This window comes from Streptomyces sp. M-16 (genome assembly GCF_052114405.1).
Classification (GTDB): Bacteria; Actinomycetota; Actinomycetes; order Streptomycetales; family Streptomycetaceae; genus Streptomyces.
Map to the genome: position 1 here is coordinate 26,393 of NZ_JBFRER010000023.1, position 24,864 is coordinate 51,256.

At 72.2% G+C, this 24,864-nt stretch carries 18 protein-coding genes; 3 read left to right on the forward strand and 15 right to left on the reverse strand.

Going from position 1 to position 24,864, the window contains the following annotated elements:
- Positions 1-167: 167 nt before the first annotated feature.
- The 3 genes from AB4039_RS13300 to AB4039_RS13310 all read right to left on the reverse strand — a co-directional run bounded on the left by AB4039_RS13300 (position 168) and on the right by AB4039_RS13310 (position 2,315).
- A complete protein-coding gene (locus tag AB4039_RS13300) occupies positions 168-800 on the reverse strand; it encodes a hypothetical protein (RefSeq protein WP_266842836.1) in 633 nt (210 codons plus the stop codon).
- 59 nt (positions 801-859) lie between these two features.
- Entirely contained in the window at positions 860-1,570 is a 711-nt protein-coding gene (locus AB4039_RS13305; protein WP_442270799.1) for a ribonuclease HII, read from the reverse strand.
- A 139-nt stretch (positions 1,571-1,709) separates the two neighbouring features.
- Positions 1,710-2,315: a TetR/AcrR family transcriptional regulator gene (locus tag AB4039_RS13310; RefSeq protein ID WP_442270800.1), complete on the reverse strand. Its 606-nt coding sequence runs from the start codon at positions 2,313-2,315 to the stop codon at positions 1,710-1,712.
- A gap of 139 nt (positions 2,316-2,454) precedes the next feature.
- Between AB4039_RS13310 and AB4039_RS13315 the strand changes: the two genes are divergently transcribed.
- The gene (locus tag AB4039_RS13315) at positions 2,455-4,008 is read left to right on the forward strand and encodes an MFS transporter (RefSeq protein ID WP_266842830.1); all 1,554 of its coding nucleotides are present in this window, start codon (positions 2,455-2,457) and stop codon (positions 4,006-4,008) included.
- A 128-nt stretch (positions 4,009-4,136) separates the two neighbouring features.
- Here AB4039_RS13315 and AB4039_RS13320 read toward each other — a convergent pair whose 3' ends face one another.
- The 7 genes from AB4039_RS13320 to nrdR all read right to left on the reverse strand — a co-directional run bounded on the left by AB4039_RS13320 (position 4,137) and on the right by nrdR (position 12,015).
- Positions 4,137-5,051 carry an ADP-ribosylglycohydrolase family protein gene (locus AB4039_RS13320; RefSeq protein ID WP_266842828.1) on the reverse strand — a complete coding sequence of 305 codons (915 nt, stop codon included), beginning with the start codon at positions 5,049-5,051 and terminating at the stop codon, positions 4,137-4,139.
- An 11-nt stretch (positions 5,052-5,062) separates the two neighbouring features.
- Positions 5,063-5,722 carry a histidine phosphatase family protein gene (locus tag AB4039_RS13325; protein WP_266842826.1) on the reverse strand — a complete coding sequence of 220 codons (660 nt, stop codon included), beginning with the start codon at positions 5,720-5,722 and terminating at the stop codon, positions 5,063-5,065.
- Positions 5,723-5,794: 72 nt separating this feature from the next.
- Positions 5,795-6,400, reverse strand: coding sequence for a YdbC family protein (locus tag AB4039_RS13330; RefSeq protein ID WP_030239584.1), 606 nt, complete (start codon positions 6,398-6,400; stop codon positions 5,795-5,797).
- Between the two features lie 32 nt (positions 6,401-6,432).
- The gene (locus tag AB4039_RS13335; RefSeq protein ID WP_266842823.1) at positions 6,433-7,305 is read right to left on the reverse strand and encodes an arylamine N-acetyltransferase; all 873 of its coding nucleotides are present in this window, start codon (positions 7,303-7,305) and stop codon (positions 6,433-6,435) included.
- A gap of 97 nt (positions 7,306-7,402) precedes the next feature.
- Complete coding sequence (locus AB4039_RS13340) at positions 7,403-8,092, reverse strand: DUF6215 domain-containing protein (protein ID WP_442270801.1); 690 nt, start codon at positions 8,090-8,092, stop codon at positions 7,403-7,405.
- Between the two features lie 374 nt (positions 8,093-8,466).
- On the reverse strand, positions 8,467-11,364 hold the full coding sequence (locus tag AB4039_RS13345) for a vitamin B12-dependent ribonucleotide reductase (protein ID WP_266842819.1): 2,898 nt from the start codon (positions 11,362-11,364) through the stop codon (positions 8,467-8,469).
- Positions 11,365-11,499: 135 nt separating this feature from the next.
- The gene (nrdR, locus tag AB4039_RS13350; protein WP_030239578.1) at positions 11,500-12,015 is read right to left on the reverse strand and encodes a transcriptional regulator NrdR; all 516 of its coding nucleotides are present in this window, start codon (positions 12,013-12,015) and stop codon (positions 11,500-11,502) included.
- Between the two features lie 505 nt (positions 12,016-12,520).
- Here nrdR and lexA point away from each other — a divergent pair.
- Positions 12,521-13,312 carry a transcriptional repressor LexA gene (lexA, locus tag AB4039_RS13355; protein WP_030239576.1) on the forward strand — a complete coding sequence of 264 codons (792 nt, stop codon included), beginning with the start codon at positions 12,521-12,523 and terminating at the stop codon, positions 13,310-13,312.
- Positions 13,313-13,457: 145 nt separating this feature from the next.
- On the opposite strand, the gene AB4039_RS13360 is transcribed toward lexA, so the two are convergent.
- From AB4039_RS13360 to AB4039_RS13380, 5 genes are all read right to left on the reverse strand, one after another.
- Positions 13,458-15,428 carry an ATP-dependent DNA helicase gene (locus AB4039_RS13360; protein ID WP_442270802.1) on the reverse strand — a complete coding sequence of 657 codons (1,971 nt, stop codon included), beginning with the start codon at positions 15,426-15,428 and terminating at the stop codon, positions 13,458-13,460.
- Between the two features lie 13 nt (positions 15,429-15,441).
- Positions 15,442-17,337 carry an IucA/IucC family protein gene (locus AB4039_RS13365; protein ID WP_442270803.1) on the reverse strand — a complete coding sequence of 632 codons (1,896 nt, stop codon included), beginning with the start codon at positions 17,335-17,337 and terminating at the stop codon, positions 15,442-15,444.
- Between the two features lie 141 nt (positions 17,338-17,478).
- On the reverse strand, positions 17,479-18,180 hold the full coding sequence (locus tag AB4039_RS13370; protein WP_266842812.1) for a GNAT family N-acetyltransferase: 702 nt from the start codon (positions 18,178-18,180) through the stop codon (positions 17,479-17,481).
- 31 nt (positions 18,181-18,211) lie between these two features.
- Complete coding sequence (locus AB4039_RS13375; RefSeq protein WP_442270812.1) at positions 18,212-20,140, reverse strand: IucA/IucC family protein; 1,929 nt, start codon at positions 20,138-20,140, stop codon at positions 18,212-18,214.
- A gap of 1,746 nt (positions 20,141-21,886) precedes the next feature.
- On the reverse strand, positions 21,887-23,209 hold the full coding sequence (locus AB4039_RS13380) for a diaminobutyrate--2-oxoglutarate transaminase family protein (protein WP_266844090.1): 1,323 nt from the start codon (positions 23,207-23,209) through the stop codon (positions 21,887-21,889).
- A gap of 459 nt (positions 23,210-23,668) precedes the next feature.
- On the opposite strand from AB4039_RS13380, the gene AB4039_RS13385 reads away from it, so the two are divergent.
- Entirely contained in the window at positions 23,669-24,844 is a 1,176-nt protein-coding gene (locus tag AB4039_RS13385) for a hypothetical protein (protein ID WP_266842810.1), read from the forward strand.
- The last annotated feature ends 20 nt before the right edge of the window (positions 24,845-24,864 follow it).

A 24,864-nucleotide genomic window follows, 5' to 3' on the forward strand; every position in this document is an offset into this window, starting at 1 on the left:
GCCGGACCCGCGGTGCGCGCACGCTCCCGTCGGGTGGCGGCCGCGCGGGCAGCCGGGCAGGCCAGACGGCCGTAACCCCGGAAGAACGTGGGGCTGGTCAGGCCCAGGACTTCAGCGGGGCCGGCACCCGGCCCGCCCCGCCCCTCGCCCGCAGGGGATACAGGACGTCAGACGCCCGCACCCAGCACGGAGTTGATCTGCTGTGCGTCGCCGCACACGATCAGCAGGGCCCCGGCGCGCGTCAGCGCGACCGGCAACGCGGCGGCAATGGCACCGGCCGGTCCGCCGTTGGCCGCGAAGACCACGACGGGACGGCTCGCGGCACGCTGCACCTGCGCCGCGTCCGCGTAGAAGATGTCGTCCTTGGCGTCGTGCTGGGCCCAGTAGGAGGCCTCGCCGAAGGACAGCTCGTGCGCGGCCCACGGGTGCGGGTCGCCGGTGGTGAGCACCAGGATGTCGCCGGGCGCGCGCCCGGTGTCGAGCAGCAGGTCCACGGCCTCCTCGGCCGCGTCCAGCGCGCCCTCGGCGGAGGCCGGGATCAGCTGGACCTGGGGCACGGCCGCCGAGACGGACGGCGCGGTGGGGGCTGCGGGAACGGGTCCGGGGGTGGCCTGTGCCGCGCGCTGCGCGGGCGGGGCGGGCCGGACGGGACCGGGGCGCCCGGGCCGGGGAACGGCTGCGGGACGCGGACCAGGTACGGGGCGGGGGGTCTGCGCGGTGCGGCTCGCGGCCGGCGTGACGCGGGGACCCTGGGCACTCTCGTGAATCTGAGGCTCCTCGATGGCGGGGGTGAGAGGCATGAGTTGATATCTATCAAACACCGGTACGAAACGTACCGGTGGGTGGCACGTGGGTGCGATCAGAAATCGAAGCCGAGTTGGCCTCCGTTTTCCAGCTCCATCGATTCCTCGCTCCGGCGCACCTTCTTCAAGTGACGCCACTGGGGCAGCGCGTCGAGGTACGACCACGAGAGCCGGTGGTACACGGTGGGCCCCCGCACCTCAAGTGCGGCCCGGTGCACGGGCGAGGGATAGCCGGCGTTGGCGGCGAAGGCGAAATCCTCTATGCCGTCGCCCCGTTCACCCAGTTCGGCCATCATCCGGTCGCGCCGGACCTTGGCGATCACCGAGGCCGCGGCAACGGCGACGCAGGACTGATCGCCCTTGATCACCGTGCGAACCCGCCAGGGCGGGCCGAGATAGTCGTGCTTGCCGTCGAGGATCACCGCGTCGGGCCGCACCGGCAGGCCCTCCAGCGCGCGCACCGCCGCCAGCCGCAGGGCGGCGGTCATCCCCAGTTCGTCGATCTCCTCCGGGGAGGCGTGCCCCAGGGCGTGCGCGGTGACCCAGCCCTCCAGGACGTCGAGCAGCGCGTCGCGTCGCTTGGGGGTGAGCAGTTTGGAGTCGGTGAGCCCCGCGGGCGGCCGGCGCAGACCGGTGATCGCCGCGCAGACGGTGACGGGACCGGCCCAGGCTCCTCGTCCGACCTCGTCGACCCCGGCGATGACCCTGGCGCCGGTGGTTGCACGGAGGGAGCGCTCGACGGTGTGGGTGGGTGCTTCGTACGGCATGGCGCCAGCAAGGGTACGCCGCCCCGGGCCGCCTGCACACCCCGGCCTGCGGCAAGCCGGGCCGGACCGGACCCGCGGGGCCGGGCGCGCGCCCCCGGCGAGCCCGTGCGCACGCCCTCTCGCGGGCCCGCGCCGGACCTCAGCGCCGGAGCATCGGCACGATCAGCCCGTCGATCATCTCCGCGATTTCCGCGTCCGGCCATTCGCTCCCGCACAGCTTGGTCCGGTACATCAGCATCGCCGGAATCACATCGGTGATCAGCGGACTCGTGGCATCCGGTCGAACGTCTCCCCGCTTGATTCCGCGGTCCACCAGCTCGCGGATCAGCTGGTGCGCCGGCTCGTGCAGGCCGCCCCAGACGACCGCACGGAATCGGTCAGCATGGGCAGGGTCGCATTCGTGAAGCATCGCGCGAAGAGCTTCACCGGCCGGCGAACCCATGACGTCCCGCATCCGCACGCACAACCGGTACAGGTCCTCCCGCACCGATCCGTGGTCCGCGATCCCGCCCAGCTCGGGCAGGCCCTCGCGCAGCGCGTCGGCGACGAGGTCCGCCTTGGAGGACCAGCGCCGGTAGAGCGCCGCCTTCCCGGTGCGCGCCCCGGCCGCGACGCCCTCCATGGTGAGGGAGGCCCAGCCGGCCGTGCCGAGCTGCTCCAGCGCCGCGTCGAGGATCGCCCGTTCGAGCTCCGGTCCCCGCCTGCGCCCCGGCGCCACGCCCTGCGGCCGACCCGAACCCGTCATGCTCCATACCTCCGACCGACCCGCGCGGCTCGCACGGATTTCCCAACCTAGTGAACGCTTGCGTTCCCTACGGGGGGCCTCCTACCTTGGACCCGCAGTGAACGAATGCGTTCACTATTTCACTTCGGGGGGATCCACAGTGACAAGCACCAGACTCGACGCTCCGCGGATACCGGGGGCCGCCCGACGGCCCGGGCGTCCGGGGGTGGCACTCGCCGTCATCGCGGCCTGCCAGCTCATGGTCGTCCTCGACGCGACGATCGTGAACATCGCGCTCCCGCACATCCAGACCGCCCTCTCCTTCTCTACCACCGACCTCTCCTGGGTGATCAGCGCCTACACGCTGGCCTTCGGCGGCCTGCTGCTGCTCGGCGGCCGTGCGGGCGACATCCTGGGCCGCCGCCGCGTCTTCATGACCGGCATCCTGCTCTTCACCCTGGCGTCCCTGCTCGGCGGATTCGCCCAGGAGCCCTGGCAGCTGCTGGCCGCCCGCGCCCTCCAGGGCGTGGGCGGCGCCATCGCCTCGCCGACCGCGCTCGCCCTGATCACCACCACCTTCGCCGAGGGCCCCGACCGCAACCGCGCCTTCGGCGTCTTCGCCGCCGTCTCGGCGGGCGGCGGCGCGATCGGCCTGCTGGCCGGCGGCATGCTCACGGAATGGCTCGACTGGCGGTGGGTCCTCTTCGTCAACGTGCCGATCGGCGTACTCATCGCCGTCCTCGCGCCGCTCTTCATCAACGAGTCCGAGCGCCACCCCGGCCGCTTCGACGCCGCCGGCGCCTTCACCTCCACCGGAGGCATGACGGCGCTCGTCTACGGGTTCATCCGGGCTTCCGAGGAGGGCTGGCGGGACTCCCTGACCATCGGTTCCTTCATCGCCGCCCTCGTCCTGCTCGGCGCCTTCGTGGTGATCGAGTCGCGGGCCGCGGATCCGATCATCCCGCTCCGGATGTTCGCCGACCGCAACCGGGCCGGCACCTACGCGATCATGCTCGGACTGGCCGCCGCCATGTTCGGCATGTTCTTCTTCATCGTCCAGTTCGTACAGAACGTGCTGGACTTCTCACCGATCCGGTCCGGCATCGGCTTCCTGCCCGTGACCGCCGCCATCATCAGCGCCGCGGGCCTCTCCCAGCGCTTCCTTCCGCGCTTCGGACCCAAGCCGTTCATGGTCGCCGGGTCCGCGCTCACCGGAACCGGGCTCGCCTGGCTCAGCTTCATCCGGACCGACAGCTCGTACGTGTCCGGAGTGCTCGGCCCGATGCTGCTCTTCGGCTTCGGCATGGGCCTCAACTTCGTGACCCTGACCCTCACCGCCGTCTCCGGAGTGGCGCCGAAGGAGGCGGGCGCCGCCTCCGGGCTGCTCAACGCCAGCCAGCAAGTGGGCGGTTCGCTCGGCCTGTCCATCCTGGTCACCGTCTTCGGCACGGCAGGCCGCGAGGAGGCCGAGAAGCAGGTGCCGGCCTTCATGGCGCAGGCCGATCCGGCGCAGCTGGCCGCGTTCAAGGAGACCGGGCGGCTGCCCGACCCCTGGGGCGACCTCGTCCTCGCCCAGGGCATCTCCACCGCCTTCGCCGCCGCCGTGGTCATGGCGGGTCTGGCGCTGGCCACCGCGCTGCTGGTGATCCGGGTCCGCAAGAGCGACCTGGAAGCCCTCAACGGAGCTGTCGCCGAAGCCGGTCCGGCCGCCTGAGCACGCACGACCGTACGTACGAAAGCCCGGGCCGGGGGTCCACCCCCGCACCCGGGCCTTCGTACGTCGTCCGCGACGCCCCTCGACGGCACGCCCGCCGGTTCGGACCGCCGGTTCGGACCGCCGGTTCAGCCCGCCGACCCGGGCAGCCACTCCGGGAGGGGCTCTGTGCGGGCCAGCCAGGCCTGCGGCAGCGCCGCCTCGCCGCGCGCGCCGAGCACCCCGCCGACGATCGCGCAGGTGGTGTCCACGTCCCCGCCCACCTGCGCGGTGGTCCAGAACGCCCGCTCGTAGTCGTCGAGCGACCGCGCCGCCGACCACAGCGCGAACGGCACCGTGTCGTGGGCGCTGGTGCGCCGCCCGCAGCCGAGCACCGCGGCCACGGTGGTCGCGTCGCCGTAGTCCAGCATGTCCCGGGCCCGGCGCACGCCCGCGCCCACGGCACTGCGCGGCACCAGCGCGATGACCCCGTCCAGCAGTGCCTCGGCGGTCGGCGGGCCGGCCGGCGAGGCCGCCAGCGCGGCCGCGGCGGCCACGGCCATCGCCCCGCACACCGCCTCACGGTGCTGGTGGGTGGTGTAGGCGGAAATCTCCGCCTGGTGGGTGGCCTGCTCGGGGTCGTCCGCGTACCAGGCGCCCAGGGGCGCGATCCGCATGGCGGCGCCGTTGCCCCAGGAGCCTTGACCGTTGAACAGCTCGGCCGCCAGCGTGCGCCAGTCCTCGCCCTCCCGGACGAGACGCAGCATCCGGTTGACGGCGGGACCGTAGCCGCGGTCGAAGTCGTGGTGGTCCGCGAACGAGGCCGCCAGCGCGTCCTGGTCGATGCGCCCGTGCGCGGCAAGCACGGCCACCACCGAGCAGGCCATCTCGGTGTCGTCGGTCCACTGCCACGGCTCGCTGCCGGGCGGCAGCTCACGCCGCTTGAGCAGCGGGTAGTTCACGGGGACGAAGTACTGGGAGCCCAGGGCGTCCCCCAGGGCCAGGCCTCGGAGGCTGGACGTGGCGCGTGCGTAGCGCGTCTCGGGAGTGGAGTCAGCGGTCATCCCGCGCCACTTTAGCCGTCCAGGTCGTAAGGCTCGGGTGTGGTCCACCGCTCAAATGGGCGGTCCATCCGGTACCGGCCGTCCGGCCCCAGCATCAGTACCCGGAATTCGCCGTTCCCGGGGTTGGAGAGCGCCTCGAACTCGGCGACCGACCAGTGGAACCACCGCATGCAGAAGAGCCGCATCGTCAGCCCGTGCGTCACCAGCAGGACGTTCTCCGGGTGGTCGGCGGCCTCGAAGCTGCGGTAGAGGCTTTCCAGGAAGGAACCGACACGGTCGTAGACGTCCGCGCCCGACTCCCCCTGGGCGAACCGGTAGAAGAAGTGCCCGTAGGCGTCCCGGTACGCCTTCTGGAGCCGTACGTCGTCCCGGTCCTGCCAGTTGCCCCAGTCCTGCTCGCGCAGCCGGGGCTCCTCGCGCATGCGCACCCGGGCGGGGTCCAGCCGCAGTTCGCGGAAGGTCTGCAGAGTCCTGCGGTACGGCGAGACGTACGCGCTGATGTGCTCGTCCCCGAAGAGCGCGCGCAGCCGGATCCCGGCCGCGCCGGCCTGCTCGCGGCCGGACGGGGTGAGCCGCAGGGCGTGGTCGGGTTCCCGCTCGTACACCGTGTCGTCGACGTTCCCCTCCGATTCCCCGTGGCGGACAAGGACGATGCGCCGTGGTCGTACCATTCCACGACCCTATTCGGCCGCCGACCGGCACACGTCACGGGCACGCCGGTCGGGGCGTCGCTCGTCGTACGGTCATACCGTCCAGGCGGGTTCGAGGTCCACGACGTCCCCGGTGAGCGCCTCGACGTCGGCTTCGGTCTGGGCGCGCAGCGAGAGCCGCTCCACCCGTTCCTGCCGGTACTTGCCGTGCTCGGCCGCGGCGAGCCACATCGACAGGACGAGGAACTCCCGGCCTGGCGCCTCCCCGAAGAGGCCGCGGATCATTCCGGGGGAGCCCGCCATGGCCGGATTCCACACCTTCTCCTGCATGCGGGCGAAGTGTTCGTCACGGCCCTCCCGCACCCGGGTGTGGGCGACCCGGACCACGTCGGCGTCGCTGAAGCGCGGCTCGAAGCCGGTCTTCACGTCGAAGCGGTGGTCGAAGAGCGTGACCCGGGCGTCGGTGAAGGTGCCGTTCTGGGAGGCCGCGAGCCTGTCGTGCGAGCGGGCCATGAACGAGTCGTAGAAGGATCGGCTCTCCCAGAACGCGAAAACGTGAGCCACCCCCTGCCGGCCCCTGCTCCAGCCGCCGCCCTGCCCCCGGAATCCCGGTTCGCCGGGCAGCCCCGCCCATTTGCGCTGCCCACGCTCGAACCCGCGTCGGTCCGTCACCGTGCAGCGAATCCACTTGACCAGCACCGCGCCATCGTACGGGCCGGGCGGGGCCGGGGTCAGTCCCCGGAGCGGTGGATCCGCACCAGTTCCGCCGCATCCCGCTCGGACAGCCGAATGCCGAACTCCCGCTCCAGCAATGGGAGCAGGTCCTCCGTGGCCACGGACGCCCGCTCGGTCCGGCCGTCGGGGTACAGACGGGTCAGCTCCCGGCCCACGAGCGCGAGGCGGACGTCCTCGCCGGGGTACTGGACGATGGTCTGCCCCAGGAACGCGGAGCGGGGGTGCGAGGAGCTGTAGTGGTTGAGCACGACGTAGTCGACGGGGTGGTACCGCTGTGGGGAGAAGGCGTACAGGTCCCGCCAGACGTCCCCGCGCAGGGCCCGCAGCACGAGGAGGCCCTCCTCCTCGGCGTGCACGGCGTACGTCCACGCCCCCTGGCGCACCTCTGCGCCGGGGCGTGCGAGCGGCACGGGCTCACGCGGGCCCACGTAGCCGAATCCGGCGTCGCAGAGCCACGGTTCGCCCTCGACGGTGACGACGAGGACCGCGTGGGTCACCGGCAGCAGGGAGTCGCCCCGGGTGCGGTTGCGGGCGCCGCGCCCGGAGACCTCGAAGCCGATCCGCTCCAGAGCAGCGGCCAGCAGCGTGTTCTGCTCGTAGCAGTACCCGCCCCGGCGGGCGTGCACGAGCTTGTCCTCGATGGCCTTGACCTCCAGCGCGACGGGGCGGCCGAGCAGGACGTCCAGGCTCTCGAAGGGGATGGCGGCGGTGTGGGCACGGTGCACCGCGTACAACGTCTCCAGGTCCGGCCGGAGTTCCCGGAGCCGCACCCCGCTCCCGCCCTCGTCTCCGTGTGCAGCGCCGTCTCCCAGGCCGATCCCGATGCGCGCCAGGTACGCGTCCAGGTCCAGCTCGTCACCGTTCCACATGGCTCTCCCACTCCCCCACCGTGAAGTCCAGCTCCAGGGTCCGTGATCACCCGGCCCCGCACAATGATCGCGGCGTCCGCCACGCGGACCGGCCGGCTCAGCCCGAGGTCCAGCCCGGGATCGTCGGCAGCACCTGCTCGGCGACCCGCAGCAACGCGGCCTCGTCCGGGACCATGTCGTCCTGGCGCCAGACGACCAACTCGTAGGAGCCGCCGCCGTCCTTGGCGTCCCGGGCGACCAGCAGGTGGCGGGCGATCCCGCCGGGCCCCCCGCTGCCACCGCCGGCGCCGCCGAGATTGATCCGGAGGGCGATGGTGTGGTCGGAGTACAGGACGGCCGGATGCCCGAGGACCGTCTGCTCCCGCGCGGTGTCCCCCAGCAGCCCGGCCATGCCGGCGACGGGGAGCCGGTCGTACGAGGCGGTGACCTTCACCGAGTGGCTCTTGAGCGTGACGGTCGCCTGGGAGGAGGCGGTCCGGTCGCCGCCGGCGCCGGCCGTCCGGTCCCCGCTGCCCGAGGCGGTCTCCGCGCGTTCCCCGGGCGTTCCCAGGAGCACCGGGAGATCGGGACGGTTCAGCGCCTCGCACAACTGCGCCCCGGAGACGTACTCCGCCGGCAGGTCCTCCCGCGAGTGCGAGCACGTGGCGGGCCCCCGGTCGGTCGGCTGCCCGCCGGTCTCCCCCCACGCCCATGCCGCGCCGCCGATGCCGCCGACCAACACCACCGCCGCGACGGCCTGGGCCGCCGCGTTCATGCCCTTGCCCGGTCCGGGCACTGTGCCGCCCATGTCCCCACCCCTCCCCGTGCGCGTCCGATGCGCGCCGGGGGAGACTAACCGGTGATCGTTTCGAGGGGAAACGATATCCACCCCGGCCCACGCCCCCCCCCTGACCTGCGCCTGCGCCCTCCCCGGCGGCGCGCGGTCGGAGTCACCCCCACCACGGCCAGGCGTACCCCGATCCTCGGAGCCGCCGCACGGGAACGCCACGCGGCGTGACGGACACGGTGCCCGTCGGCCCACCAGGCGCGGGGTGCCTGTCCCGCGCGCTCCCACAACGCAGGAGAGGGTGCCGGCCCATGGCCGGCACCCTCTCTCAAGCGCGGATCAGCGCCCTCGGCGGCAGCTGCTCACTGGCGCGCCGGACGCGGTTCCGCTCCGTTTCAGCTGCAACCGCTGGTGGAGCCGCAGCCCTCGCAGATGTAGCAGGAGCCGGCGCGCTGCATCTTCGTACCGCAGGAGAAGCAGAGCGGGGCGTCGGCGGAGACGCCGAGCTGCATCTCGACCAATTCGGCGTTGGAGTGCGCCGTCTTCGGGGCCGGGACGGGGACGATCTCGACCGGCTTCGGGGCGGAAGCCGCCGGGACCGACGCGAGCGGCGCCGACTGGGCGAGGGCCTCGGTGTCGAGCTCCTCGTCCTCCAGCGGCTCGTAGGAGCCGGTGTCGAGGTGGCGCTGACGCTCCTCGGCGGAGTGGATGCCGAGGGCCGAGCGGGTCTCGAACGGCAGGAAGTCCAGCGCCACGCGACGGAAGATGTAGTCGACGATCGACTGCGCCATCCGCACGTCCGGGTCGTCCGTCATACCGGCCGGCTCGAAGCGCATGTTGGTGAACTTCGCGACGTACGTCTCCAGGGGGACGCCGTACTGCAGACCGACGGAGACGGCGATGGAGAAGGCGTCCATCATGCCCGCGAGGGTCGAACCCTGCTTGGACATCTTCAGGAAGACCTCACCCAGACCGTCGTCCGGGTAGGAGTTCGCCGTCATGTAGCCCTCGGCGCCACCGACCGTGAAGGAGGTGGTGATCCCCGGGCGGCCCTTGGGGAGGCGCTTGCGGACCGGGCGGTACTCGATGACCTTCTCGACCGCCGCGCGGATGGTCTCCTCGGCCTTCTCGGTGACCTCGGCCTTCTCCTCCTCCTTCTTCTTGGCGGAGAGGGGCTGGCCGACCTTGCAGTTGTCGCGGTAGATCGCGAGCGCCTTGACGCCCATCTTCCACGCCTCGAAGTAGATCTCCTCGATCTCCTCGACGGTCGCCGTCTCCGGCATGTTGACCGTCTTGGAGATCGCGCCGGAGATCCAGGGCTGGATCGCGGCCATCATGCGGACGTGGCCCATCGCGGAGATGGAACGCTCGCCCATGGCGCAGTCGAAGACCTCGTAGTGCTCGGTCTTCAGGCCCGGCGCGTCGACGACCACGCCGTGCTCGGCGATGTGCGCGACGATCGCCTCGATCTGCTCCTCCTGGTAGCCCAGGCGGCGCAGGGCCTGCGGGACGGTGCCGTTGACGATCTGCATCGAGCCGCCGCCGACGAGCTTCTTGAACTTGACCAGGGCCAGGTCCGGCTCGACACCGGTGGTGTCGCAGGACATCGCGAGACCGATGGTTCCGGTCGGCGCGAGGACGGAGGCCTGGGAGTTGCGGAAGCCGTTCTTCTCCCCGAGGCGCAGGACGTCCTGCCAGGCCTCGGTGGCCGCGGCCCAGATCACGTTGTCGAGGTCGTCGGTGCGCGGCGCGACGGCGTTGGCGTCGGCGTGCTGCTTCATGACGCGCTTGTGCGAGTCGGCGTTGCGGGCGTAACCGTCGTACGGGCCGACGATGGCGGCCAGCTCGGCGGAGCGCTTGTACGCGGTGCCGGTCATCAGCGAGGTGATCGAGGCGGCGAGGGTACGGCCGCCGTCGGAGTCGTACGCGTGGCCGGTCGCCATCAGGAGGGCGCCGAGGTTGGCGTAGCCGATGCCCAGCTGGCGGAAGGCGCGGGTGTTCTCTCCGATCTTCTGCGTCGGGAAGTCCGCGAAGCAGATGGAGATGTCCATCGCGGTGATGACCAGCTCGACGACCTTGGCGAAGCGCTCGGCGTCGAAGGACTGGTTGCCCTTGCCGTCGTCGTTCAGGAACTTCATCAGGTTGAGCGAGGCGAGGTTGCAGGACGTGTTGTCCAGGTGCATGTACTCGCTGCACGGGTTGGACGCGGTGATGCGGCCGGACTCGGGGCAGGTGTGCCAGTTGTTGATCACACCGTCGTACTGGATGCCCGGGTCGGCGCAGGCCCACGCGGCCTCGGCGAGCTTGCGGAAGAGCGCCTTGGCGTCGACCTTCTCGATGACCTCGCCGGTCATGCGGGCCCGGAGGCCGAACTCGGTGCCGTTCTCGACGGCCGTCATGAACTCGTCGTTCACGCGGACGGAGTTGTTGGCGTTCTGGTACTGGACGGACGTGATGTCGTCGCCGCCCAGGTCCATGTCGAAGCCCGCGTCGCGCAGGGCGCGGATCTTCTCCTCCTCCTTCACCTTGGTCTCGATGAAGGCCTCGACGTCCGGGTGGTCCACGTCCAGGACGACCATCTTGGCCGCGCGGCGGGTGGCGCCGCCCGACTTGATCGTTCCGGCGGACGCGTCGGCGCCGCGCATGAAGGAGACCGGACCGGAGGCGTTGCCGCCGGAGGAGAGGAGCTCCTTGGAGGAGCGGATGCGGGAGAGGTTCAGGCCGGCGCCGGAGCCGCCCTTGAAGATCATGCCCTCTTCCTTGTACCAGTCGAGGATCGACTCCATGGAGTCGTCGACGGCAAGGATGAAGCAGGCGGAGACCTGCTGCGGCTGGGGCGTGCCGACGTTGAACCACACCGGCGAGTTGAAGCTGAAGATCTGGTGCAGGAGGGCGTAGGTGAGCTCGTGCTCGAAGATCTCCACGTCGGCGGGGGACGCGAAGTAGTCGAAGTCCTCGCCGGCCTTCGTGTACGTCTTCACGATCCGGTCGATGAGCTGCTTCAGACCGGTCTCGCGCTGCGGGGTGCCGACCGCGCCGCGGAAGTACTTGCTGGTGACGATGTTGACCGCGTTCACCGACCAGAAGTCGGGGAACTCGACGCCACGCTGCTCGAAGTTGACCGAGCCGTCGCGCCAGTTGGTCATGACGACGTCACGGCGCTCCCAGCTCACCTCGTCGTACGGGTGCACGCCGGGGGTGGTGTGGATGCGCTCGATCCGAAGGCCGCTCTTGGCAGTCTTGGTCCCCTTGGCGCGGGAACCTCGTGCCGAGCCGCTCGCCGTCTCTGTCATGCCGCTTCCTCCCATATGCGGGCAAAAACGCCCTAAAGTGCCAGCGATATTCCGCGGCACGGTGCTGTGTGTCTTGTTCTGCGAATGTCGCCCCGCCGAGGCAGGCCGGACCGCGCCGGGGCGCGGCCCCGCCGGTCAGTCGGCGGCGGAGGCGGGCACGGGGACGACCGGAGCGGTCCCTCCGGGCTCGCACTCATGGGGGTGAGGCCGCGGCTCGCGCAGTTCCGCGATGGCGGTCTCGAAGTCTTCAAGGGTGTCGAACGCTTTGTAAACGGACGCGAAGCGCAGGTACGCGACCAGGTCGAGCTCCTGCAACGGGCCGAGTATGGCCAGACCCACGTCGTGGGTGGTCAGCTCGGCACTGCCGGTGGCGCGCACCGCCTCCTCGACCCGCTGGCCGAGCTTGGCGAGGGCGTCCTCGGTGACCGGCCGCCCCTGGCACGCCTTGCGGACGCCAGAGATGACCTTGGTGCGGCTGAAGGGTTCGGTCACTCCACTGCGCTTGATCACCATCAGGGAGGCCGTCTCCACCGTCGTGAAGCGACGGGAGCAGTCGGGGCACTGACGGCGCCGACGGATCGACGTCCCGTCGTCCGTGGTGCGGCTGTCTACGACGCGACTGTCGGGGTGCCTGCAGAAGGGGCAGTGCATGGTTCCCTCACCCTTCGTTTTGACACGGCTGAATCACCTCACGGAGCCCCTGAACGGCAGGGACCAGGCACTGCCGGGGGCTCGTGAAGCAGCCACAAGCATATGCGATGTCGGGACCCTCAGCGGACCGAGGACCACAACTTCTGGGTGGCGCCGCTCATCCAACCACTAGATCTTGGGTTGCGGCGGATTTGCGCCGCTCCGCGTGTCGCGGTGTCCGATGACCGGAGAAGGGGCCTCCCGCTGCCAGACTGGACGCGGGCCCGAGAGGTGGCGGTCCGACCGGGAAGGGTACCGTAAGCAGCAGACGCGGAGCCGAACCCGCGTTCGGGAAACCGGCCGGCGGGACACCCGTGCGACCGACCTCCGGGCCTATCGTCCATACACCCACCGATCTAGCCCAGGTGGGCGATCCGCGATTTTTCACTCGAACGTGTGTTTGGCGCAACCTTTCGAAAGCTACTACCGTTGTCCAGCTAGGGAGAACATTTCGAGAGGGGCCGACGTGACCACCACCGCAGACAGTGCCACCATCACTGCCCAGAACCGCTCCCAGAGCCGACTCGAGCCGGTGCATGCCATGAACGACGCAAGCCTCAACCCGGAGGCGGAGCCCGTACGCCCCGCACGCTCGCTGCCAGGGCGACCTCCAGGCATCCGCGCCGACAGCTCCGGGCTCACCGACCGGCAGCGGAGGGTCATCGAGGTCATCCGGGACTCGGTGCAGCGGCGCGGCTACCCGCCGTCGATGCGCGAGATCGGCCAGGCCGTGGGCCTCTCCAGCACCTCCTCCGTGGCACACCAGCTGATGGCCCTGGAGCGCAAGGGATTCCTGCGCCGCGACCCTCACCGTCCCCGCGCCTACGAGGTGCGCGGCTCGGACCAGCCGAGTTCGCAGCCCACCGACACCACCGGCAAGCCCGCCGCCTCCTACGTTCCCCTGGTCGGCCGGATTGCGGCCGGCGGCCCGATCCTCGCCGAGGAGTCGGTCGAGGACGTCTTCCCGCTCCCCCGCCAGCTCGTCGGCGACGGCGAACTGTTCGTCCTCAAGGTCGTCGGCGACTCGATGATCGAAGCCGCCATCTGTGACGGCGACTGGGTGACCGTCCGCCGCCAGCCCGTAGCGGAGAACGGCGACATCGTCGCCGCGATGCTCGACGGCGAGGCCACCGTCAAGCGCTTCCGGCGCGAAGACGGCCATGTCTGGCTGCTCCCGCACAATGCCGCCTACCAGCCGATCCCCGGCGACGAGGCCACCATCCTCGGCAAGGTCGTCGCGGTGCTGCGCCGGGTCTGAGACCCCGCCGCCCCTCAGCCAGCTCCGGGACCCACTGCGCCGGTCCCGGAGCTGTTCCATGCCCACGTACGGGTACGCGCGGTGCCGGCACGGAGACCGGGGCGGGCCGCCCGCCAGCCCGCCGCCGGCCACATCGCTTCGCGGGCTACTTCCCGTCGGCCTTGGCGGTGGCGTCGATCGCGGCCAGCGAGCGGCGGACCTGGTTGCGGTCCGTGGTGTACCAGAAGTCCGGCAGGGTGGCCCTCAGGAAGCTCCCGTAGCGGGCGGTGGCCAGCCGGGGGTCCAGCACCGCGACGACGCCCCGGTCGCCGGATGCGCGTACGAGCCGGCCCGCTCCCTGGGCCATGAGCAGGGCCGCGTGGGTGGCCGCGACCGCCATGAAGCCATTGCCCCCGTGCTCCTCCACCGACTTCTGGCGGGCGCTCATCAACGGGTCGTCGGGACGCGGGAACGGGATCCGGTCCATGATCACGAGCTGGCAGCTGGGTCCGGGGACGTCCACGCCCTGCCAGAGCGACAGCGTTCCGAACAGGCAGGTCTGCGGGTCGGCGGCGAAGGCCTTGATGAGCTCGCCCAGCGTCTCCTCGCCCTGGAGCAGGATCGGATTCTCCAGCCGACCGCGCAGCTCCTCGGCGGCCGCCTTGGCACCGCGCATCGAGGAGAAGAGACCGAGGGTACGACCGCCGGCCGCCTCGATGAGCTCCGCCAGCTCGTCCATCATGTCCCCGCGGGTGCCTTCGCGGCCCGGGGTGGCGAGGTGCTTGGCGACGTAGAGGATGCCCTGCTTGGGGTAATCGAACGGCGATCCGACGTCCAGGCCCCGCCACACGGGCACGTCGTCCCCCTCGACGCCCTCCGGGGAGAGGCCCAGGGAGGCCGCCACCCCGTTGAAGTCGCCGCCCAGCTTGAGGGTGGCGGAGGTGAGGACCACCGAGCGGTCCTCGAACAGCTTCTCGCGCAGCAGCCCGGACACCGAGAGCGGTGCGACCCGGAGGGTGGCGCCGAAGCGGTCGTGGCGCTCGTACCAGACGACGTCGTACTCGGAGCCGTTCATGATCCGCTCCGCCACGGTGTGGACGTTCTCGACCGCGGCCAGTGCCTGCTTGCGGACGGCGTCCTCGTCGTGGACGGACTTGTCGCGGGTGGCGCCGATCGCGGAGATCACGCTGCGGGCGGAGTCCCGCAGGGACATCAGCGCGTAGCCGAGGTCCTCGGGAATCTCCTCCAGGCGGCCCGGGAGCGCCAGCTCCATGACCCGCTCGAAGGTCTCGGAGGCGGTCTGGAGGGCGTCCGCCGTCTTCTCGTCGACCAGCTTGGCGGCACGCTTCACGGCCCGGTTGACCTGACCGGGGGTGAGTTCGCCGGTGGCCACCCCCGTCACGCGGGAGACCAGCTCGTGGGCCTCGTCCACGATCAGCACCTCGTGCTGCGGCAGGACGGGGGCACCCTCGATGGCGTCGATCGCGAGCAGCGCGTGGTTGGTGACGACCACGTCGGCCAGCTTGGCCCGCTCCCGGGCCGCCTCCGCGAAGCATTCGGCGCCGTACGCGCATTTCGTGGCGCCCAGGCATTCCCGGGAGGAGACGGAGATCTGGCTCCAGGCCTTGTCCGAGACGCCGGGCGTGAGGTCGTCGCGGTCGCCGGTCTCGGTCTCGTCCGCCCAGTCACGCAGGCGCAGCAGGTCCTGGCCGAGCTTGCTGGTGGGGGTGGCCGCCTCGAACTGGTCGAAGAGGCCCTCTTCCTCGTCCTGGGGCACCCCCTCGTGCAGGCGGTGCAGGCACAGGTAGTTCGACCGGCCCTTGAGCATGGCGAACTGCGGGCGCCGACGAAGCTGCGGATGGAGGGCCTCCACCGTGCGCGGCAGGTCGCGCTCGACGAGCTGGCGCTGCAGGGCCAGCGTCGCGGTGGCCACGACCACGCGCTCGCCGTGGGCGAGGGCCGGCACCAGGTAGCCGAGGGACTTGCCGGTGCCGGTGCCGGCCTGGATCAGCCGGTGGGAGTTGTCGTCGATCGCTTCGGCGACGGCTTCGGCCATGGCCACCTGGCCGGGCCGCTCCGTGCCGCCGACGGCGGAGACGGCGGCATGCAGCAGGTCGGGGAGGGAGGGCTTCGTCATAGCAGTGCCAACCCTACGGGGCGCCACCGACAGCGGACGCATCGATCATCACTCGCGGGTGGTGCAGGGGATTGGCGACCGTGCCGTGCGTGACGGCGTGCGGACGGTCGGGGCGGTCGCGGTAGCCGTCCTCGTGCAGTCGGTTCCGGTTGAGGCACAGCCGGTCGATCCGCTCGGTGAGCAGGTCGAACAGCTCGTAGCGGTCCTTGAACTCCGGGAAGCGGGCCTGGTGGCGCAGGATCTCCGCCCGCACGAGGGACCAGAAGTCGCTCTCCGGGAGGCCGAGCCGGTCCTCGCAGAGGGCGGAGAGATAGCGGAAGACGCCGACGAACAGTCCCGAGTGGATGAACTGGGTGAGGTAGCCGGGGGGCTCGGTGAGGAGGGCCGCCCTGACCTCGTCGGGCATGGAGGCGTGCTCCGGCAGCGGCTCGCTGCTGATGTTGATGTCGTCGACGAAGTCCTTGACCGCGAGGCGGACCGGTACGTCCTGCTCGTCGAAGATCACGATCGTGTTCTCGCCGTGCGGCGAGAACACGGTGCCGTAGCGGTAGAGGAAGTGCAGGAGCGGCGGCAGCAGGGCGGCTAAGAGGTGTTGCAGCCAGACGGTGGGTGTGAGTCCGGACCGGGCGACGAGTTCGGCGGTGAAGGCACGGCCGCGTGCGTCGACGTGCAGGAGCGAGGCGAGGGTGCGGGCGCGTTCGCCGGGGGCGAGGTGGCCGGTCAGGGGTTCGCGCCAGATCGCTCCGAGGAGTTCCTTGTACTGGTAGGGCACCTCGGGCAGCCGGTCGTAGACGGGGTGGCGGACGGTGACGGAGGCGACCTCGCCGAGCAGGACGACCCCGCACTCGCGGCTCAGGAAGGGGTCGGCGTCGCGGAGGGAGTGGATCCAGGCGGTGACGGCGGGGGCGGCGAGGGTGAGGTCGCTGGGCAGGCCGCGCCAGACCATCGTGTTGAAGACGGACAGCGGCAGTTTGACGCTGTGGCGGTCGGGGCGGGTGAGGTTCAGGAACGTACGGATGGACTGCTGCGGAAGCCGTGTGTCGAGGTCGGCGGGGAGCGGGACCAGTGCGCCCGAGGCGAGGGCGGGGGCGAAGAGGGGGAGCACGATCTCGTCCCACTGCCAGGGATGGACCGGGAGGTAGAGGTAGCCGCGGGGGTCGAGGCCCCGGTCGCGGAGGGCCTGGTCGAAGGCGGCGCGCGTGACCGGGTCCAGTTCGGCCGAGTACAGGCGTGCGGGGTCTTCGAGGCCGGCGGTGCCGCGGTACTCGGCGAGGGAGGTGTGGGCTGCCAGCCACGGCAGGCGCTGGCGGTTGCGGGCCTCGGGCGCCCAGGCCGCGGCGTCGGCGGCGGACCATCCGACCCGGCCCTTGTTCAGGACGAGCCACGGGTGGCCGGTCTGGTGGCCTTCGAGGTCGGCGTAGTCCAGGTCGGCGAGGACGTCGGCGGTGAGCGCGTGGTGGTCGAGGCGCGCGTCGGCGGCGAGGGTGGCGCTGAGCTCGTGGACGAGGTGGCCGAGGGTGGGGCCGTCGAGGCGCAGGAGGGTGCGGGCCCGGACGAGGAAGTCGTACGGGTCCCCGTAGGCGACCGGGGGCTGGGTGGAGGGGGGTGCCGGGGTGAGGGTGAGGGTGTCCGGTGTGACGTGCCAGCTTCCGTAGGCGCGGCGGCGGGCGCGGAAGCCGAGGGCGCTTCCGTCGTCGAGGGCCAGCGTCCAGGCGTCCCCGGCGGCGGCCGGGGCGGGGACGGGGCTCACGATCTCCTCGTACGCGAACTCGCCGATCATCTTGGCGAGCAGGCGGCGGGCGGCGAAGTCCCAGGTCGGGCGGTTGAGTTCGGGCGGTGTGCAGGGATGTTGCTGCGACGGTGGCAGGACGGGCTCGGCGGAGTCGGGGGCTGCGGGGAAATTCGGCACGAGACTCCTCGGGATCGGGAACTTTGCTGCGTGACGCAGAGTTTTCGAAGGGAGAGGCGTTGAACCACCGGACGCGGCGCGGCGATCGGGGAAGGACTGGTGGAGAAGGACGGTCGAAGAAGAACTGTCGAGGAAGGACGATCAGAGGAGATTGCGCAGCGACCGCTCCCGGATCATCAGGGCGGCGCGCTTCTCAGGGAGCTGGATTTCCGCGGAGTAGCGGAAACCGGCGGTCAGGAAGGCCGATACGGAGGGGGTGTTGCGGATGTCCGGTTCGGCGATGACGCGTGCGCAGCGGGGCCGGTGGTCGAAGACGAGGCCGGCGACGGCGCGCAGCAGTGTGGCGCCCAGACCACGACCGCGGTGGGCGCGGTCTCCGATGAGCAAGTGGATACCGGTGTCGTGGGGGCGCGCCCGGTAGTGGCGGGAGAGGGGGTCGAGATCGGCTCGGTAGATCTCCCAGTAGCTCATCGGCGTGCCGTCGAGGAGGCCGAGGCAGGGGATGCTGCGGCCGTCCGCGTCGAGCTGCGCCCGCAGGTGGGCGGCTGTGACGGTGGCGGGCCCGTCGAGCTCCCAGTAGGCGGCCACTTCGGGGTCGTTCATCCAGCCGGTCAGGAGTTCCACGTCGCGGTCGGGCCGTACGGGTTCGAGACGGAAGTCCCCGGCCGGGGTGGCTGCGGTGTCCCAGTCGGCGGGTGAGTCGAGGAGGTCCGCCTCGGCGAGCAGGGGCAGCAGTCGGGCGGTGAGCCGGTGTTCGGTGGGGCGGAGTTCGGTGGGGCGGAAAAGGCCGGGGCCGGTGGTGGATGCGGTCCCGGAGTGGGCGGTCGTGTCGGTGGAGGGCATCGGGGCTCTTCTCCGTGTCGGTGGGAGCGCGTCAGTCGTGGAGGGGGTTGGCGATGGTGACGTAGACGGACTGCGTTTCGACGGGGCCCACGAGCTCGTCGAGGCCGCCCAGGCGGGTGAGCAGGTTCGCCTTGCAGCGGAGGGTGGGTGAGTCCAGCAGCTGCGCGGGGAGCGGACCGAGGCCTGCGGCCTTGCCGAGGAAGCGGCGGAAGGCGGCGAGGAGTACGCGCTCGTCGGCCAGACGCTGGGATCCGAAGGCGCCGATGAGGCCGAGCACGTTGTTGATGCCGAGGTAGTAGGCGAAGCGTTCGTCGGTGACGGCGTCGTGGACGAAGGTGTCACTGGCTCTGCCGATACCGGGGAGCCTCTGTTCCAGTTCGGTGCGCCGGGAGTCCCGGAAGTAGTAGCCCTGGTTGTCGCGGAAGCGGCCGCCGACGGGCCAGCCGGCCCGGTCGAGAAGGACGAGGGTGTTCTGCTGATGTGCTTCGAGGGCGATGCCGGCGAGCGCGTCGAACGCGAGGACCGGCAGGACGACGTGGTCGAGGTAGCGCAGGAACCACTCGGCGGCCACGGCGGAGGTGGAGCGTCCGGTGGAGACGGAGAGCCGGGAGACGGTGTCGGCGAGCCGTGAGCGCATCGTGGTCCGCCCGGGCCACGGGCGGAGGGCGGTGAGTGCGGCGACGCAGACGGCGTCGTCGTCGGAGTGGAAGGGGTTGTGGCGCAGCAGGGCGTCGAGTCCGGGGACGGGGGTGCCGTCCGGGGAGTCGACGGCGACCCAGGCGGGGTCGCGGACGATGTCGAAGCCGGGATGGGCCGCCTGCCACTGCTCGGCGAGGCCGGTGCGCAGCAGCCGGTGCACCTCGACACCGCGGTGGAGTTCCTTGCGGAGGTTCTCGCGGCGGGAGTTGGTGATGCGCACGCCCAGGGAGAGCTTGAGCATCGCGGGGGCGCCCGGGCGGTGGACCGTGCGGACGGAGGAGGTGGGGTACCAGGGGGCGCCGTGGGGGCCCAGGTCGGTGAGGAGTCCCGCATCGCGCAGGGCGATGACGGCGGGGCGCTGGAGGAGGTCGCGGGCCTGCCAGGGGTGCAGGGGGAGGGGGGTGGTGCCGGCGGGGGTCGGGAGTCCTGGGGCGAGCCGGGTGAGGAGCTGGGCGGCGGAGACCGGGCGGCCCCGTTCGGTCCAGGCGGAGTCGGTGGCGAGGACGGTGGGTGCGACCGCGATCCAGTGCAGGGGGAAGGAGCCGTGCAGTTCGGGTGAGTAGTGGCGTACTTCGGCTTCGGAGAGTCCTTCGCGGCTCTTCGGGTCCGGCTGGAGGGGGTGACCGAGGAGGAGGGACTGTTCCGCGCTGAGGAAGCGGTCCCCTGTGATGGGGGCGGGGGCCTCGGGGCGTTGGCGCCGGTCGGCGATGAACTCGGCGGTGCGGCGCACCGAGTCGGCGACCCGGCCGACGAGGTCGGCCCCTCCACGGCCGGTTCCCTCGCGGGCGATGAGGGCGGCCAGGGTGACGGCGTCGACGGCGGGGGCGTGGGCGGGGGCGCCTTCGAGGCGGGCGGGTGCGAAGCGGTGCCAGCCCGCCGGGGACCAGTGGCGGACGGGGACGAGCAGGGCGGCGCCGGATGCGGGCAGGGGGATGCGGAGCAGGGTTCCGACGGGCCCGTCGGGGCGGGGGATGCGGCTCTCGCGGACCCAGCACCGCAGCAGGTTCTCCACCGTGGCGGCCTCGGCCGCGACGGCCGGGTCGGGGTGGTCGAGCAGGTCGGGCAGCACGGCCGGTTCGGGGCCGACGGGTCCCGTACCGCCGGGTCGGGGGCGCGGGGTGCCGTCGTTCTGCCGGGGCACGGTGCCCACGGGGGAGATCCCGGCGACCTGCCGGACCGGGCCCGGCTGCCCGGAAGGAGCGGCCGCCTCCGGCGCGGGCTCCTCCGGCCGGTCCGGGTCGGAGCCCGGCCCGGCGGCGATGACCGGGCGGTGGGCCGGGTCCTCCGGAAGCGCGGGGTCCTCCGGCCCGTGGCGCGCTGGAGCAGGTGGAGCAACGGCTTCCGGGCCCACCCCGAACACCGGACCTGCGGCGGCGGCCGGGTCCGGGGTGGCCGTCTGGGGGCAGTGGGGAAGTTCGGGCTCCCGGGTGTGTGCCGGGGTGGAGTCCGGACCGGTCGAAGCGAGCGGAGGCCTGGAGACAGGCTGGGCTGCCGGGACGCGGCCGGGAAGGGCGGATCCCGGAGCTGATCCGGCGGCCGAACCAAGCGGGGGGCGGGGGGTTGCCTGGCCCGTCGGCTGGTCCGCCGACAGGTCCGCGGGAGCACGGCCGGGAACCGCCGGCTCCGAGCCGGCGCCGTCAGGCAGGAGACGGGGGGCTTCGTACTCCCCGCGAACACCGGCAGGCCGGACGAACTCCAGGGGCGAGTAGGGCTCCGGACCGGCGCCGGCGGTCCTGAGGCCGGGGACTTCGCGGCCGGTCGGCACGCCGGCGGGAGAGGCGGCCGCCGGGGACGGGGCAGGGCCGAGCGCCTGATCCGCGGGAGCGGCTTGAGCCGTCGCCTCCCTCTCCGGGGTGCGGCCCGGGAGCTCCGGGCCCATGGGCGACCCGGGTACGGGGCCGACGGGGATGGTCAGGGCGCGGGGGGCCGACCGATCCGTCGGGGTCCGGCCGAAAGGCGCGGGCTCCGCGGCTGCGTGGGACTGCGGACCGGTGACTTCGGCCGGGGAAAGGGGTGCCGCCTGGTTCATCGGGGCGCTACCGGGAGGCACGGGCCCGGGGGGCGGACAGTGCTGCGGACCGGCAAGAGCAGCCGGAAGGAGGGGTGCCGCCGTCTGGTCCGTCGGGGCGCTCCCGGGACGGGTGGGCTCCGGCGGCGAGCAGTACTGCGGACCGGCAAGAGCAGCCGGGAGAAGGGGTGCCGCCGCCTGGTCCGTCGGGGCGCTCCCGGGACGGGTGGGCTCCGGCGGCGAGCAGTACTGCGGACCGGCAAGAGCAGCCGGGAGAAGGGGTGCCGCCGCCTGGTCCGTCGGGGCGCTCCCGGGACGGGTGGGCTCCAGGGCGGGGACTGCGGCCGAGAGAAGGGGTGCCGTCTGGTCCGTCGGCGCGTGGCCGCGAGGGGCGGGCTGCAGGGGGGCGTGGCGGTCCGGCCCGGTGATAGGCAGGGGGCGGGGGGCCGTCTGCGTTGAGGCAGGGCCCCCAGGTGTGGGGTCCGGGGCCGGTGTGGGCTTCGGGGTGCGGCCCTGGAACGTGGGCTCCGGGGGCGGACCGGGCACCGGATCGGCGGGGTTGGCGACGGGTGGGGAGGACGCCCGGCCCGTCGGAGCTGCGGCCGATGGCGAGGACGGCGTGGCCGTCTGATCCGACGGGGCGGGGGCCAACGGGGAAGACGTGGTCGTTGTCCGGTCTGACGGGACGGCGGCCGACGAGGAGGACGCGGTGGCCGTCCAGTCCGACAAGGCGGCGGCCGACGAGGAGGACGCGGTGGCCGTCCAGTCCGACAAGGCGGGGGCCGACGGGGAGGGCGCGGTGGCCGTCCAGTCCGACAAGGCGGGGGCCGACGGGGAGGACGGGGTGGCCGTCCAGTCCGACAAGGCGGGGGCCAATGGGGAGGACGGGGTGGCCGTCCGGGGCGTCGGGGCGGGGGTCGAGGGGGAGGCCTCGGTGGTTGTCCGGTCGGTTGGGGGGTGGGGGGCGGGGTCGGGCATCGGGGGTCCTTGGGGTGCGGGTCAGAGGGGCCGGCGGGCCGCGGCGGGGAGGGCGTCGGCCAGTCGGTCCAGGACGGCGGTGGCCTGCTCGTCGGTCAGGGTCAGCGGGGGCAGCAGGCGTACGACGCTGGAATCCCGGCCGCCGAGTTCGACGATCAGTCCGCGGTCCAGGCACTCCTGGCGGACGGCGGCGGCGAGGGCGGGGGCCGTGGCTCCGGTGTCGGGGTCGACGAGTTCGAGGCCGATCATCAGGCCGCGACCGCGGACGTCCCCGACGCAGGGCAGGTCGGCGGCAAGCCCCCGCAGGGCCGTGAGCATCCGCCCGCCGAGGACTGCGGCGCGCTCGGCGAGGCCGTTGCGGCGGACGTAGGCGAGCGTGGCTGTGCCCGCCGCCATGGCGAGCTGGTTACCGCGGAACGTTCCGGCATGGGCTCCGGGCGTCCAGACGTCCAGCTCCGCGCGGTAGACGATCACGGCGAGCGGCAGGCTGCCCCCGATCGCCTTGGACAGCACCATCACGTCGGGCACCACGCCCGCGTGGTCGACGCCCCAGAAGGCGCCGGTGCGGCCGACGCCGGTCTGCACCTCGTCGGCGATCAGCGGGATGCCCCGGACGGAGGTGATCTCCCGCATCCTGCGCAGCCAGGCGTCCGGGGCCGGGTGGACGCCGCCTTCGCCCTGGACGGGCTCGACGATCATGCCGGCGGGCAGGGGCACCCCGCTCTTGGGATCGTCCAGCAGGCTCTCGGTCCAACGGGCGCCGATCCGGGCGCCCTCGGGGCCGCCGACCCCGAAGGGGCATCGGTGGTCCTGCGGGTACGGGAGCCGGGTCACCCGTACGTCGGTGGCGCCGCCCGAGGCGTCCATGGCCCCGGAGGTCATGCCGTGGTAGGCCCCGGTGAAGGCCAGCAGCCCGGTGCGGCCGGTGGCGGCGCGGACCAGTTTCAGCGCGGCCTCGACGGCGTCCGTCCCGGCCGGGCCGCAGAACTGGACGCGGGCGTCGGCGGCCAGTTCCGCGGGCAGGTTCGCGAACAGCTCGGTGGTGAAGGCGTCCTTGACGGGGGTCGCCACGTCGAGCACGTGCAGCGGGGCCCCGGAGTCGAGGACCCCACGGATGGCTTCGAGGACAACGGGGTGGTTGTGCCCGAGGGCGAGGGTCCCCGCGCCGGAGAGGCAGTCGAGGTAGCGCCGCCCGTCGGCCCCCTCGATCGTCAGCCCCCGGGCGCGTACGGGGACGATGGGCAGCGAGCGGGCGTAGGTCCGGGCGGCGGACTCCCGCAGCGCCTGCCTGCGCAGGATGCCCTCGGCAGCGGCGGGCCCGCGGCTCCCCTGTGCCGGGACCAGTGGCGGCTCGGGCGGCGGTTCCGGCGGCGGATCCTGCGGCGGGACATGTGGAGAGGTTTGTGCGGATGTCCGTGCAGCTGTCTGCGGCGGGGTCTGTGCCACGGCTGCGGTCGGCTCGGTCAAGGCCACGACTGTCGGTCCTCCCGCACGGGTTGCTCTTCCGGATTGCGTCTCGAACACGAACGCTGCTGCCCCATCCCCCGTACGTACCAACGACGGTGACGGCGGCGGATCACGGGTCGGCGGAAGATCCTCTCCCCTCGGCACGACGGGAGAGGACGGAGGAACGGAACAGACGAGGACGGAGAGGGCATCCGTGCCTGACGTCCGGACGGGGCCCGGAGGCAGGAACCACCGACCCGGGAGGCACCGTCTTCCCTCACGGCGGCATAGTGGGGTGCTGCGATCCACCCGGACGACACCGCCTCAACACCTCGAAACACCAGGGGGACTTACGACATGCGACCGAACCGACCGGTCACCGCGATCCTGTGCGTGGCAGCGCTGGCGCTGACCGCCGCGGCGTGCGGGCCCGGCGACGGCGAGGCGGGCGGCGACGCCAAGCCGACCGTGGCCGCGCCCCCGCCGTCCGCCGCCACGGACGGGATCAAGATTCCGCAGGAGCTCAAGGACAGGCTCAAGCAGCACGGGTTCGACATGGAGAAGTGGAAGGGGGGCGCGTGGAAGAACTGGAAGAAGGAGGACTGGCTCCGCGAGGCGGGCGACTACGTCAACCCGATCATCGACGGCCTGTGGGACCCCGACCGCATGCGTGACGCCGAGCAGCCTCAGCGCCCGGCGGTCGACCCGGACGCGGGCAAGGACCAGGGCGTCACCGACCCGACCCCGGCGGCCGTGGCGGCGAAGCCGGCCTCCGCGCCGTACCACACGAGCGTGCCCGCCTCCGGCAAGGTCTTCTTCGACGGCCCCGAGGGCTCGATGGTCTGCTCGGCGACCGTGGTGAAGGACCCGGCTCACCCGGGCAAGTCCAACATGGTCTGGACCGCGGGCCATTGCGTCCACGCGGGCAAGGCCGGCGGCTGGTACCGCAACATCGCCTTCGTCCCGTCGTACAACAACGCGGGCCGGCCGGCGGCGGCGCTCAAGGGCGCGCCGCGCGACCAGGTGGCCCCGTACGGCGTGTGGTGGAGCGACTGGGCGCAGACGTCGGACCAGTGGATCTCGACCGGCGGTCCGACCGGAGGCGCTGGCGCCCCCTACGACTTCGCGGTGCTGCACGTGACCCCGGAGAAGGGCGGCGGCAAGTCGCTGGAGGAGACGGTCGGCTCGGCGCTCCCGGTGGAGTTCAGCGCCCCGGCCGTGCCGAAGGTCGCGAGCATCACGGCGACGGGCTATCCGGCGGCGGCACCCTTCGACGGGCAGAAGGCGTTCCAGTGCGCGGACAAGCCGGGCCGGCTGGCGCTGACCCAGGCGGACCCGGTGATGTACCGGATCGGCTGCACGATGACCGGTGGTGCCTCCGGTGGCGGCTGGGTCGCGGCGGGCGCCGACGGCAAGCCGGCGCTGGTGTCGAACACCTCGATCGGCCCCGTCAAGGCGGGCTGGCTGGCCGGACCCCGGCTGGGCCCGGAGGCCAAGGGGATCTACGAGGCGGTCAGCGGCAAGTTCAAGTGAGCCGCGGGGCATGACACGAC